The following is a 12,737-nucleotide window of genomic DNA, read 5'->3' as shown; positions in this document are numbered from 1 at the left end:
ACGCTGTGATGTGTCGAGATCTTCTAGAATAATGCGCCCCGTATCCTAGCAATCACTGTTTGTTTATCGTCGCTTCCACGCGTTTAGAGCCTGCGACAGCGTTGCGACCCTGCTCACGAGCAGTGACACCACACCACTTCTATTGCGACGGCGCTTTCGCAATGTTTTGTGAAATGCTGATCGGACGCGCATCGAACTGAGGAAAACGTTGATGACTGACAAAATGAAGCTCGACCTGTCGGTCATCCTGCCCGGTATTCCGGACGCGGCGGATGCCTGCGTCTCGCGGCTTTTGGAACGGCTTCGCGGTCGCGACGGCGTCGATGACGCGCATGTCTTGCCGGCGATCGGCGATCAGTCGCCACAACTCTGTATCCATTATGACTCCGACCTCCTGTCACTGGCCAGGATAAGGGAGCTCGCAACCGGCACCGGGGCTCAGATCAGCGCGCGATATGGCCATGCGGTCCTCGATCTTGGTGGCCCGGTCCACCAACGGCGTGCGCGCATGAGAACGGCGGTGCGAAATTCGTCCACGGTAGCGGCGGCATGATGCGGCTGCGGGCGGCTTAAAAGTCGTCCAGTTTTCCCTTTCTGCGGCAGCAGGGAGGGCGTGGGGATTTACAGCGTGGAGCTATATCTGAGAGTTCGTCAGGCTTGTGCGGAGGGCATGAGCCAGCGGGAAGCGGCACGGGTGTTTAATGTGTCGCGGGACACGGTTCGGAAGATGATGTCGTTTTCGGTTCCGCCCGGCTACCGTCGAACGGTCGAAGTCCGCCGCCCGAAGCTCGATCCGTTTATCCCGATCATCGAGGGGTGGTTGGAGGCTGACCGGATCATGCCACGCAAGCAGCGGCATACGGCGAAGCGGGTGTTCGACCGGCTTCGCGATGAGTGTGGCTTCACCGGCGGCTATACGATCATCAAGGATTACATCCGGGAACGTGAGCGACGTGGCCAGGAGGTGTTCGTGCCGCTGTCGCATCCGCCGGGCCACGCTCAGGCCGACTTCGGCGAAGCCCTGGTCCGGATCGGCGGGGTCGAGCAGAAGGCACACTTCTTCGTGCTGGACCTCCCGCACAGCGATGGCTGTTACGTCCGGGGTTATCCTGCAGCGGTGGCCGAGGCCTGGGTGGATGGCCATATCCATGCCTTCGCGTTCTTCGGTGCGGTTCCCCAGTCTGTGCTCTACGACAACGACCGGTGCCTGGTGGCGAAGATCCTGCCGGATGGAACCAGAAAGCGTGCCTCGCTGTTCAGCGGGTTCCTGTCGCACTACCTGATCCGGGATCGCTATGGCCGGCCGGGCAAGGGCAACGACAAGGGGAATGTCGAAGGCCTGGTGGGCTACTCTCGGCGCAACTTCATGGTGCCGCTACCGGAGTTCGCCACTTGGGACGCGTTCAATCTGTGGCTGGAGGAGCAGTGCCGCAAGCGTCAGCGCGCAGTCCTGCGCGGCGAAAGCGAGACGATCGGTGAGAGATTGCAGCGTGACCTTGCTGCGATGCGCGCCCTCCCGGCGGCGCCGTTCGATGCCTGCGATCAGGACAACGGCCGGGTCTCGTCGCAATCTCTGGTGCGCTACAAGACCAACGACTACTCGGTGCCGGTTGCATACGGCCACCAGGATGTCTGGATCCGGGGCTATATCCATGAGGTGGTGATTGGCTGCCGGGGCGAGGTGATCGCCCGCCATCCCCGATGCTGGGATCGCGACGAACTGGTCTTCAACCCGATCCATTACCTCCCGCTGATCGAGCAGAAGATCAATGCGTTGGATCAAGCCGCCCCGTTACAGGGCTGGGACCTGCCGGAGGAGTTCGCCACCTTGCGCCGCCTGATGGAGGTGCGGATGAACCGACAGGGTCGGCGCGAATATGTTCAGGTCCTGCGGCTGTTGGAGGCCTTCGATCTGGCGGACGTGCGGGCGGCAGTGCTCCAGGCTCTTCGGATGGGGGCGCTCAGCTTCGATGCGGTGAAGCATCTTCTCCTGTGCCGGGTGGAGCGTCGTCCGCCGCGACTGGACCTCGACTGCTATCCCTACCTGCCGAAGGCGATGGTCGAGAAGACCAAGGCCGGGTCTTACATGCGGCTGCTGTCGGATGATGCGGCATGAGTGATGCCCCGGAAATCCTGCTCGCCCATCACCTCAAAGCGCTGAAGCTGCCGACCTTCCTGCGCGAACATCAAAAGCTGGCCCGCCAATGCGCGGCGGAAGGGCTGGACCATGTCCGATACCTGGCACGGCTTGTCGAACTCGAACTGATCGACCGGGAAAGGCGAATGGTCGAGCGGCGCATCAAGGCCGCGAAGTTCCCGGCCGTCAAAAGCCTGGACAGCTTCGACTTTGCGGCCATTCCGAAGCTGAACAAGATGCAGGTGCTGGAACTGGCCCGGTGCGAATGGATCGAACGGCGCGAGAATGTCATTGCCCTCGGCCCGTCCGGCACCGGCAAGACCCATGTCGCCCTCGGCATCGGGCGGGCCGCTTGTCAGAAGGGCCTCTCGGTTGGCTTCACCACCGCCGCAGCGCTGGTCAGCGAGATGATGGAGGCCCGCGATGAGCGCCGCCTGCTGCGCTTCCAGAAGCAGATGGCCGGTTACAAGCTTCTCATCATCGACGAGCTCGGCTTCGTGCCCCTGTCGAAAACGGGTGCCGAGTTGCTGTTCGAACTGATCTCGCAGCGCTATGAGCGCGGATCGACCCTCATCACAAGCAATCTGCCCTTCGATGAATGGACCGAGACATTCGGCTCGGAGCGCCTGACCGGCGCACTGCTCGACCGATTGACCCACCACGTCAGCATCCTCGAGATGAACGGCGAAAGTTACCGCCTCGCCAACAGCACTGCCCGCAAGCGGCGCTGATCAAGATCCAGGCATCTTACAACTACTGGCCCTGACGGGCCAGCGCGCCATGGCACGCGCCAGCTATGTGGGAAGCGCGCGCGCCATGGCGCACATCCTCACCAACTGGCCTGGTTTTGCTCCGCCGCCGTGGTCGACTTTTGCGCCGCCGTTGACACCGGCGCCGCAGCCGGCATCTCGCTCGCGGCGATCAGCACCAAGCCTGCTATGGCAGCCGAGTTCAGCTTCAAGGTCGCGACGGGGCAATCACTGACCCAGCCGATCAATGCGCGCCTGGAGCAGGCATGCAAGCGGATTGAGCAGGGCTCGAATGGTCGCATCGAACTGAAATTCTTCCCGGCAAGCCAGCTTGGCACCGACACGGACCTCATCACCCAAGTACGATCCGGCGGAATCGAATTCCTAAACATCGCTGGTTCGGTCATCTCCACTGTGGCGGCCGGAGCCGCCATAACGAATGTTGGCTTCGCCTTCTCCGATTACGACCAGGCTTGGCGCGGAGTCGACGGCCCTGTTGGTGTCTACGTTCGCGCACAGATCGAGAAGGCAGGCCTTATTGTCGCTGCCAAGGCCTCCGATAACAGCTTTCGCCAGATCACGTCGGCATCGAAGCCGATCAAAACACCCGACGATCTAAAGGGATATCGGATCCGGGTACCAGTCTCGCCAATCTTCACCTCTCTCTTCTCGTCACTTGGCGGGAATCCGACATCGATCAATTTCAGCGAGCTTTACACGGCGCTTCAGACGCACCTCGTCGACGGCCAGGAGAACGGGCTAGTCGCGATTGAGGCTGGGAAGCTTTACGAAGTCCAGAAATACGTCTCGGAGACGAACCACATCTGGGATCCCTTCTGGCTCGTAGCAAACCGGCGCGCCTTTAGTCGGCTGCCGAGCGATCTCCAGGCGATCGTTCGACGAGAGTTCGACCAAGCCTCGATGGAACAGCGAGACGACGTTGCGAAGCTGAACGGAACTCTCAAGGCGCAACTCACGGCGAAGGGCCTGACCTTTGAAAGTGCCGATAAGGACGCTTTCCGAAAGGCCTTGACGCAGGCCGGCTTCTACAAGGAGTGGAAAGGCAAGTTCGGCCCCGAAGCGTGGAAGGCGCTGGAAGAAGTGACGGGTCCCCTAGCATGAACGCCGTGGATGGCACCCACGAGGCAGCCCGCTCGGAGTTGGCTCACCATTCGGTTTGGGTTCGCGTCGGCGAACATTGGCTACGCCGTCTGGTGGAGGTGCCCGCCGCCCTACTTGTGATCGCGGAAGTCGTAATCCTGTTTGCCGGGATTTGCGCTCGATCCCTCGGACATCCGATCATCTGGTCGGACGAGCTCGCGTCCCTGCTCTTTCTGTGGCTTGCAATGCTCGGGTCTGTAGTGGCAATCCAGCGCGGGGAGCACATGCGCCTAACCTTCGTGGTTGGGTCCATGTCCCCGCGCGCGCAAGCCTGGTGCGAGACGCTCGCGGTCGGTGCGGTTTTCGTCTTCGTCATCCTGATGCTTCATCCGGCTTACGACTACACGGATGACCAATCCTTCGTAGAGACGCCCGCTCTGGGCTGGTCGGGAACGGTAAGGGCCCTGGCAGTTCCGGTTGGATTCGGACTGGCGCTCCTTAGCTGCACGCTCCGGCTGGCGCGACATAGTCTCGCTGATCTCGCGAGTGTCGCAGGCGTCCTCGGAGTGTTGGCCGTCGCGCTCTCGATAGCTTCTCCCCTGCTCGCCGGCTTGGGCAATTGGGCACTTCTCGTCTTTTTTGTTGGTCTGCTGGGGGTTGCAGTAACCGCGGGCGTTCCGATCGCCTTTTCGTTCGCTCTCGCCACCTCTGCATACCTTCTGACCGTCACATCAACTCCGCTTACAATCGTCGTCGGCCGTATCGACGAGGGCATGAGCAGCCTCATGTTGCTTGCTATCCCGCTCTTCGTCCTTCTTGGTCAACTCGTTGACGTGACCGGCATGGCTCGCGTGATGGTGGAGTTCCTGGCGTCCCTGCTAGGCCATGTGAGGGCTGGGATGTCGTACGTGCTGCTGGGCGCGATGCTTCTGGTGTCTGGCATCTCTGGCTCGAAGACCGCGGACATGGCCGCGGTCGCCCCGGTGCTTTTTCCCGAGATGCGTCGCCGCGGCATGCAAGACGGCGAGTTGCTGTCCCTCCTCGCGGCCTCTGGCGCGATGAGCGAGACGATCCCGCCCTCGATCGTGCTGATTGCGATCGCATCGGTGACGGGCGTCTCCATTGCGGCTCTGTTCACGGCAGGGATCCTGCCCGCGATCGTGTTGGCGCTCGTACTCGCGCTGGTAGCGCGTTATCGCGCCGGCAAGGATGATGACCGTGTCAAGGTAACCCGTGCCCCTTTGTCTGTGGTGATGAAGAGCCTCGTCGTGGCCCTCCCGGCCTTGCTGCTTCCGTTTCTCATCCGTACCGCCGTCGTCGAGGGCTTCGCCACCGCAACGGAGGTTTCCACCATCGGGATCGCGTATTCGCTTCTTCTCGGCCTCGCGGTGTACCGCGGCGGCCTTAGCTGGCGCGCAGCAATACCAATGTTGGCCCGTACGGCTTCGCTCTCGGGCGCCATCCTGTTCATCGTGGGCGCTGCAAGCGCCATGGCTTGGGCCCTCACCCAATCCGGGTTCTCGCACAGCCTCGCACACGCGATGGCAGCAGTTCCGGGCGGCCAAGCCGGCTTCCTGCTCGTCTCGCTCATCGCCTTCGCAGTGCTAGGCAGCCTCCTCGAAGGCATCCCGGCCATCGTTCTGTTCGGGCCCCTTCTTTTCCCGATCGCAAAGCAGTTCGGCATCCACGAAGTGCACTACAGCATGATCGTGATCCTCGCGATGGGTATTGGCATCTTCGCGCCACCATTTGGCCTCTGCTACTATGCGGCCTGCATCATCGGGCAGGTTTCGCCCGAGTCGGGTATGCGGCGGATCTGGATCTATCTCGGCGCGCTCTTCGTGGGGCTGCTAGTTCTCACCTTCGTACCCTGGTTCTCGATCGGCTTCATCTAAGGCGGCCTCTAGCCGAAGCACCGGCTGCATCGCGGCATGCTGGGGCTCGTCGGCACCATCAGAGATCCGGCATCGTCTCGTCAACGTCGAAGAACCCTGGCTGCCCGTGCAAGCTCCAGCCTCCGAACTGCCGAGCCCGATTGAATCACGCTCGGCTCGAACACGCGAGGTTTTTGGAGGTGTGCAGCTGGCAGGCCCGGCGTGCCCTGCGCCCATTTGACAGCCAAACAACTCCGCTCATATCATCCAGACATGGACACATCGTCCATATTATGGACAGGAGGCGGCGCATGAGCGACACACAGCTAAAAGCGGACCCGGCAGAAGGATTGGATGCTGCCACGCTCAAGCGCATGCCCTACCAGTTCGCCCAACCTCGGGAATGCTTGCCCGACCTGGTGGTCGCCCCGGCGGTTCCGGTCGACGAGCGCATCTGGGTGCCGCAGGCCGAGAACGTGTGGTTTCGGCCTCTCTGCCTGAACGTGTCGTCAGGCTACTGGATGAACCTTCTGAAAGTGCGGAAGTCGGGCATTCTCAGCCGACATCGCCACCCGGCCCCTGTCCACGCCTTCGTGCTCAAGGGAAGCTGGCGCTATCTGGAGCATGACTGGATCGCGACCGAGGGCTCCTATGCCTTCGAGCCCCCGGGTGAAACCCACACGCTGGTCGTGGACGAGGGCGTGGAGGAGATGATCACGCATTTCCAGGTCAACGGATGCATGTACTACGTTGACCCGTGGGGACGTCACACCGGATACGAGGACGTCTTCACGAAGATCGACATGTGCCGCAAGCATTTCGGTGAGATCGGCCTCGGCGCAGATTACGTCGACCAGTTCATCCGCTGATGGCCGAGTCAGCTCGCTTCGATCTCGCGGGTCGTGTTGCCGTCGTGACGGGTGGCGCACGCGGGATCGGCGCCGCCATCGCCAAGGCGCTTGGCCGTTGCGGGGCAGTTCCAGTGATTTGGGACCGCGACCCGCTGGCGGACGGCGGAAACGGCATCGCGGTTGATGTCACCAATGCGGACTCCGTCTCGTCGGCCCTCACCAGCACCCTGCGCCAACATGGTCGGGTCGACATCCTCGTGAACAACGCCGGTTATGCGGGGCTCACGACCCCAGTCCTCCAGTACCCCCTCGACGAGTGGCGCCGCATCCTGGACGTGAACCTGACGGGCACTTTCCTGGTGTCCCAAACCGTGGCGCCGATCCTGGTCGAGCGGGGCTGGGGCCGCATCGTCAACCTCGCTTCCCTGGCGGGCAAAGAGGGCACGCCGAACGCAAGCGCTTACAGCGCGGCGAAGGCCGGGGTGCTCGCATTGACCAAATCGCTCGGGAAGGAACTCGCGAGAACCGGCGTCCTGGTCAACGCTATCGCACCGGCTGCCGTACGCACCGCCCTGCTTGAGCAGATGAGCCCGGCGCATGTGCAGACGATGGTCGACAAGAGCCCCATGGGCCGCCTCGGAGAACCGGATGAGGTGGCCGAGCTCGTGCTGTTCCTCTGTTCCGAGAGCTGCACCTTCAATACCGGATCCGTGTTCGATCTATCCGGCGGGCGCGCCACTTATTGACCCCATCAAGCAAACACTAGTCACAAGGGAGGAACGAGCATGCAGACCGGCAAAACGGCGCGGCTCCGCAGCATTCAATGGATCGCAGTGGCCTTTCTGACCGCCGCCGGTATTATCAACTATGTTGATCGGTCTGCGCTGTCCATCGCCAACACGGCAATCCGAGACGAGATGAGCCTCACGCCTGCCCAGATGGGCTGGCTTCTGTCGGCGTTTTCGCTGGCGTACGCCTTCTCACAGCTTCCAATCGGGGCCCTGTTGGACAGGCTGGGCTCGCGCATCATGCTCGGCGCCGGAATGTTCTTCTGGTCGCTCGCTCAATTGGTCTCTGGCTTCGTCGGTTCCTTCCAGCAGTTCCTTGTGGTGCGTGCGGTGCTTGGCTTGGGCGAGGCGCCCCAATTCCCGGCTGGCGCTAAGACGGTGAGCGAGTGGTTCAACGTCCGCGAGCGGGGCACGCCAACCGGCATCTTCGTGGCGTCGTCCTGCATTGGTCCATGTATCGCTCCACCCTTGCTGACCGCGCTGATGCTGCTCTTCGGCTGGCGCTGGATGTTCATGCTGACGGGGGTGGCGGGCATTATTGTCGCTGTCGGTTGGTACCTCCTCTACCGCAACCGCAACGAGGTCGCTCTGCTGCCCGAGGAGATCGCCCATCTCGACGAGGGTGGCACAGCGGAGCCGGTGGCGCGGAGCATGACCCTGGCCGAGTGGCGCGGCTTGTTCGCCCACGGCACCACCTGGGGCATGATCCTTGGGTTCATGGGCGTCATCTACATGGTCTGGCTCTACTTGACTTGGTTGCCGTCCTACCTTGAGCACGAGCGCGGCTTGAGCGTGGCGCGGACCGGCTGGGTCGTGGCTGTTCCCTACATCTTCGGCACCTTGGGCATGCTTTCGGCCGGGCAGGTCGCCGATCGGCTGCTCGCTCGCGGCCTGAGCATCGTCAACAGCCGTAAATGGCCGGTCTGCATCGGCCTACTCGGCGGCGCCGCCTTCACGGTCCCGGCGGCTTACACCCCGAGCGTCACGCTGGCGGTGGTCTACATCTGCCTTGCGATGTTCTTCATCAATCTTGCCAGTGCGGCGGCATGGACGCTGGTGAGCGTGATCGTGCCGAAGCGGCAGGTTGCATCCCTGGGCAGCATTCAGAATTTTGGCGGCTACTTCGCCGGCTCCTTCGCGCCTGTGATCACCGGTTACATCGTCGAGGGCACGGGCTCTTACGTAAACGCCCTGCTCGCCTCCGCGGTGGTCGCAGTCGCGGCCGCGGCCGCTTACTTGCTCCTCGTGCGCAAGCCCCTGGAATCGCCCAACACCCTTTCCCTGACGGAGCGCCTGGCATGACTTTTCAACCGAACCTCCTCGCTGGGAAGACAGCCCTGGTAACCGGAGGAACGACGGGGATTGGCGCCGGCATCGCCGAGGTGTTGGGCGGGTTGGGTGCCAGGGTTCTGGCTGCCGGGCTGGGCGCAGCAGCCTACCGAGCGCCAGCCGGAATAGACATCATGGCCCGGGAACTGGACGTGACGAATGAGGCCGGAGTTCGGGACTTGGTCGAGGCTTGCGAGCGGATCGACATCGTCGTGAACTGCGCCGGTATCATTCGGCGCGCCGATGAGCACCAGCTTGACGTCTTCGAGCAGGTGCTCGCCGTCAATCTGACCGGCACGATGCGCGTTTCCACGGCTGCCCGCGCGAAGCTTGCGTCAAGCGGAGGGTGCATCGTCAATCTGGCGTCGATGCTGTCCTTCTTCGGCGGTAGCCTGGTCCCGGCCTATAGCGCGAGCAAGGGCGGCATCGCTCAGTTAACCAAGTCTCTGGCGCTCGCCTACGCACCGGACGGTATTCGGGTCAATGCCGTCGCTCCGGGCTGGATTGCGACGCCGTTGACCCAAGCTCTTCAGGACGACCCGCTGCGTGCGCAGCCGATCCTGTCCCGGACTCCGCTTGGCCGCTGGGGCACGCCGCACGACGTGGCTCAGGCGGTTGGCTTCCTCGTCAGTCCAGCGGCGAGCTTCATGACGGGGGTGATCCTGCCCGTTGATGGTGGGTATCTTATTGCCTAGGAGCCCTGGATGCTGTCCCAAAAACCGGACCAGAACGGCTCTCGACCCGACGTACCGGGAACAGCGGCCTTCGCGAAGTTCATGCGGGTGCTCCAAGCGGTGGCTGACCGGCCGGGCGAAATGACGGTCGGTCGCCTCTGCCAGATCACGGAGTTGCCACGACCGACGGTGCACCGTATCGCGGCCGCACTCGTGACGGAGGGCATGTTGTCCGAAGGGGACGACGGCCGTCTGTGCCTCGGTCCGCGCCTGCTCACGCTGGCCTTTCAGTCCTGGGACGGGTCGCTTTTGCGCCAGGCCGCGCAGGAGCACCTCGTGCGTCTCCGGGACAGCCTCGACGAGACCGTGCACCTAGCGGTGCACGACCGAGGAGAGATGGTCTACATCGACAAGCTGGAGAGCCGACGCACCGTCCGAATGGCCTCTCGCATCGGCACTCGCGTGTCACTGCATTCGACCTCGGTCGGCAAGGCGTGGCTGGCCACCCTCCCGGACGAGGAGGTTGGTCTGCTTTTGGATCGCGCCGCGCTGATCGCGCGGACCCCTCACAGCATCATCGCTGTAGACCGTTTGCGGGACGATATCGGGGCAACCCGGGCGCGCGGCTACTCACTCGACCTGCAGGAAAACGAACTCGATATCTGCTGCTATGGCATGTCCCTTCACGGACGAGGCGGCCAGGCGCTCGGCTGCATCAGCGTGAGCCTGCCACGCTATCGGTTCGAAACCATGCCGGAAGCCACGACACTCGAAGCGATGCAGGCGTGCCTGGACGGGATCGGGCGAGCCGTAGGGGGTCGATCGTAAGGGCCGCGAGGTTGCACTGGAATGCAGTTCGAGCGCCAGCGCGGGCCGGCCCCGCAACAGTGCTGAACGCCAAAATAAGCTGGAAGGAGTGTCATGGATCTGAACTTGTCGGGCAGGAACGCCGTCGTATGTGCGTCGAGCCAGGGGCTAGGACGCGCCTGCGCCGTTGAGCTGGCCCGGGCAGGGTGCCGGGTTGTGATCAACGGACGTGATCGCACATCTCTGGAAGCTGCCGCCGCCGAGATGCGAGCCCAAACAGGCGCCGAGATCATCCCAGTCGCGGCCGATCTTGACACCGCTGAGGGGCAGCGGGCGCTCATCCAAGCCGTTCCGCAGGTGGACATCCTCATCAACAACAACGGGGGGCCGCCCTTTCGCGACTTCCATGACGTCGATCAGGCGGCGATGTTGGCTGGGCTGACCGCCAACATGGTGACGCCGATCGCCCTGTTTCAGTGCGTGATCGACGGGATGGTCGAGCGTCGTTTCGGGCGCATCGTCAACATCACATCGAGTTCGGTGAAGATGCCTCTGCCTGGGCTGGACCTGTCTAGTGGGGCACGAGCCGGTCTCACTGGCTTCCTCGCCGGCGTGGCACGCTCAGTGGCGCACGCCAACGTCACCATCAACTTCCTTCTGCCCGGCGCCTTTGACACGCGGCGGCTCAAGGCCGGACAAGAAGCCGCTGCCCGTCAGCAGGGGCTGGACGTCAGCGTCGTGCGCGATCAGCGGCGTGAGGCAATCCCAGCAAAACGGTTCGGTGAACCGTCCGAGTTCGGGGCCGCTTGTGCATTCCTATGCTCGACGCAAGCCGGCTACATCACGGGACAGAGCTTGCTCATAGACGGCGGAGCATATCCGGGAATCCTCTGAGCGTGGCGAGAGCCCGGCGGCAGGCTGCCCTGCTTCAGGCGTGCCCATCCCGGGGGGGGGCGCGCGTGCTTGCCGCTCTGGCCTCCTGCACGGCGATGCCGCGCGGCCGCCCCGGGCTTCACGCCTGGGACGAGCCGACGCGCTCCGCCCTGGAACGTGGTCGGGGGTGTAGACGCGGAGCGCCCGGTCGGATCGTTGACGCGGCGGTTTCCAGAATCGCCCCGATGATAAGCGACAAATAAGGGATGCGCGTTCCATTCGGCGAAATGCGTTCGTCGGCGAGTGGTAAGGTAGGGCCATGCTCGACAGCAAACCTGAACCTGCCCGAGCCCCGGCCCACTCACGGCAGACTCGATCCGTGCTACTGGGCGCGGATGCGCTATGAGCGATGTTGCACTGACGTCCGCGTGCCACCGTCGTGAGATGTTGACGCTCAATCCATAGTGTCCACTTCGGAGCAGGTTCGCATCCTCGCGGGATGTCCATGGGCCCGAGGCCGAATGGCCGCTTCCGGGCCGGCAGCCAACTTCGGCTCACCACCCAAAGCGGCTGTAGGCCTCGGGTACCAAGGGTCTAACTCTCACCACTAGCTCCACTTCGGCTCCTGCGCCCTGCGTGCCTGGCAGCGGAGCGAACTCGTCCCTCATCAATGGCGAGGGAGCCGGGCTCGTGTCATAAGATCGTCTATGAGGAACTCGCCCATGCGCGGGATATCAGGCGGCCGCCCGCCCGCCGCTCTCCGCCATAACGCCGTCGTACGCGGCGCCGGCCGGGCAATGGTCTTCGCCCACGGCTTCGGTTGCGACCAGAACATGTGGCGGTTCGTGGCTCCCGCCTTCGAGCACGATCATCGCGTCGTTCTCTTCGACCACGTCGGCGCGGGCGGGTCCGACCTCTCCGCGTATGATCCGGCCAAGTACGACAGCCTTGAAGGGTATGCGGACGACGTTGTCGAACTCTGCCGGGCCCTCGACGTAAAGGGGGGCGTGTACGTCGGCCATTCCGTCAGCGCGATGGTCGGGGTCCTCGCGTCCAAGAAGGCGCCGGATCTCTTCGATGAGTTGATCCTGATCGGCCCGTCCCCGCGCTACGTCGACGAAGGCGACTACGTGGGCGGCTTCAGCGAGGGCCAGATCGCGGAGTTGCTGGAGTTCCTCGACAGCAATCACATGGGCTGGTCCCAAGCCATGGCGCCCGTCATCGTGGGCAACCCCGACCGGCCGGAACTCGGCGAGGAACTCACCAATAGCTTCTGCCGCACGGACCCGGAGATCGCGAAGCGGTTCGCCCGGACCACGTTCCTCGCCGACAACCGCGCAGACCTCGCGGACGTGACCGCGCGCTGCCTCGTCCTGCAATGCGCCGAAGACGTGATCGCCCCGCAAGCGGTCGGCGAGTACGTGCACGCCCGGCTTCCGCACAGCGAACTGGTCCAGATGAAGGCGACCGGGCACTGCCCCAACCTGAGTGCGCCCGAGGAGACCGTCTCCGAAATGCAGGCCTTCCTCGGGCGGGAGCGGCGGGCGACCTGAG

At 63.4% G+C, this 12,737-nt stretch carries 12 protein-coding genes; all 12 read left to right on the top strand.

Annotation, left to right across the window (positions count from 1 at the left end):
• The first annotated feature begins 211 nt into the window (after positions 1 to 211).
• A complete protein-coding gene (locus V5F68_RS24725; RefSeq protein WP_509274730.1) occupies positions 212 to 553 on the top strand; it encodes a hypothetical protein in 342 nt (113 codons plus the stop codon).
• Between the two features lie 75 nt (positions 554 to 628).
• On the top strand, positions 629 to 2,116 hold the full coding sequence (istA, locus tag V5F68_RS24720) for an IS21 family transposase (protein ID WP_394046890.1): 1,488 nt from the start codon (positions 629 to 631) through the stop codon (positions 2,114 to 2,116).
• On the top strand, positions 2,113 to 2,868 hold the full coding sequence (gene istB, locus V5F68_RS24715) for an IS21-like element ISPve1 family helper ATPase IstB (protein ID WP_394016433.1): 756 nt from the start codon (positions 2,113 to 2,115) through the stop codon (positions 2,866 to 2,868). The genes istA and istB overlap by 4 nt, the downstream gene beginning before the upstream one ends.
• A 129-nt stretch (positions 2,869 to 2,997) precedes the next feature.
• Complete coding sequence (locus V5F68_RS24710; RefSeq protein WP_509274729.1) at positions 2,998 to 4,008, top strand: DctP family TRAP transporter solute-binding subunit; 1,011 nt, start codon at positions 2,998 to 3,000, stop codon at positions 4,006 to 4,008.
• Complete coding sequence (locus V5F68_RS24705; protein ID WP_394016390.1) at positions 4,005 to 5,882, top strand: TRAP transporter large permease; 1,878 nt, start codon at positions 4,005 to 4,007, stop codon at positions 5,880 to 5,882. Before V5F68_RS24710 ends, V5F68_RS24705 begins: the two co-directional genes overlap by 4 nt.
• A 290-nt stretch (positions 5,883 to 6,172) precedes the next feature.
• Positions 6,173 to 6,730, top strand: coding sequence for a 2,4'-dihydroxyacetophenone dioxygenase family protein (locus tag V5F68_RS24700; RefSeq protein WP_394016389.1), 558 nt, complete (start codon positions 6,173 to 6,175; stop codon positions 6,728 to 6,730).
• Positions 6,730 to 7,458, top strand: coding sequence for an SDR family NAD(P)-dependent oxidoreductase (locus V5F68_RS24695; RefSeq protein ID WP_394016388.1), 729 nt, complete (start codon positions 6,730 to 6,732; stop codon positions 7,456 to 7,458). The genes V5F68_RS24700 and V5F68_RS24695 overlap by 1 nt, the downstream gene beginning before the upstream one ends.
• Positions 7,459 to 7,497: 39 nt before the next feature.
• Entirely contained in the window at positions 7,498 to 8,802 is a 1,305-nt protein-coding gene (locus tag V5F68_RS24690; protein WP_394016387.1) for an MFS transporter, read from the top strand.
• Positions 8,799 to 9,524 carry an SDR family NAD(P)-dependent oxidoreductase gene (locus tag V5F68_RS24685; protein ID WP_394016386.1) on the top strand — a complete coding sequence of 242 codons (726 nt, stop codon included), beginning with the start codon at positions 8,799 to 8,801 and terminating at the stop codon, positions 9,522 to 9,524. The genes V5F68_RS24690 and V5F68_RS24685 overlap by 4 nt, the downstream gene beginning before the upstream one ends.
• Positions 9,525 to 9,533: 9 nt before the next feature.
• On the top strand, positions 9,534 to 10,331 hold the full coding sequence (locus V5F68_RS24680; RefSeq protein ID WP_394016385.1) for an IclR family transcriptional regulator: 798 nt from the start codon (positions 9,534 to 9,536) through the stop codon (positions 10,329 to 10,331).
• Positions 10,332 to 10,424: 93 nt separating this feature from the next.
• Positions 10,425 to 11,204, top strand: coding sequence for an SDR family oxidoreductase (locus tag V5F68_RS24675; protein ID WP_394016384.1), 780 nt, complete (start codon positions 10,425 to 10,427; stop codon positions 11,202 to 11,204).
• 701 nt (positions 11,205 to 11,905) lie between these two features.
• Positions 11,906 to 12,736 carry an alpha/beta fold hydrolase gene (locus V5F68_RS24670; RefSeq protein ID WP_394016383.1) on the top strand — a complete coding sequence of 277 codons (831 nt, stop codon included), beginning with the start codon at positions 11,906 to 11,908 and terminating at the stop codon, positions 12,734 to 12,736.
• The last annotated feature ends 1 nt before the right edge of the window (position 12,737 follow it).

The sequence above is a fragment of the Roseixanthobacter pseudopolyaromaticivorans genome (genome assembly GCF_043195145.2).
GTDB lineage: Bacteria > Pseudomonadota > Alphaproteobacteria > Rhizobiales > Xanthobacteraceae > NCEH01.
The sequence above is the reverse complement of the archived record's forward strand: the minus strand, read 5'-3'. Positions and strand labels throughout refer to the sequence as shown.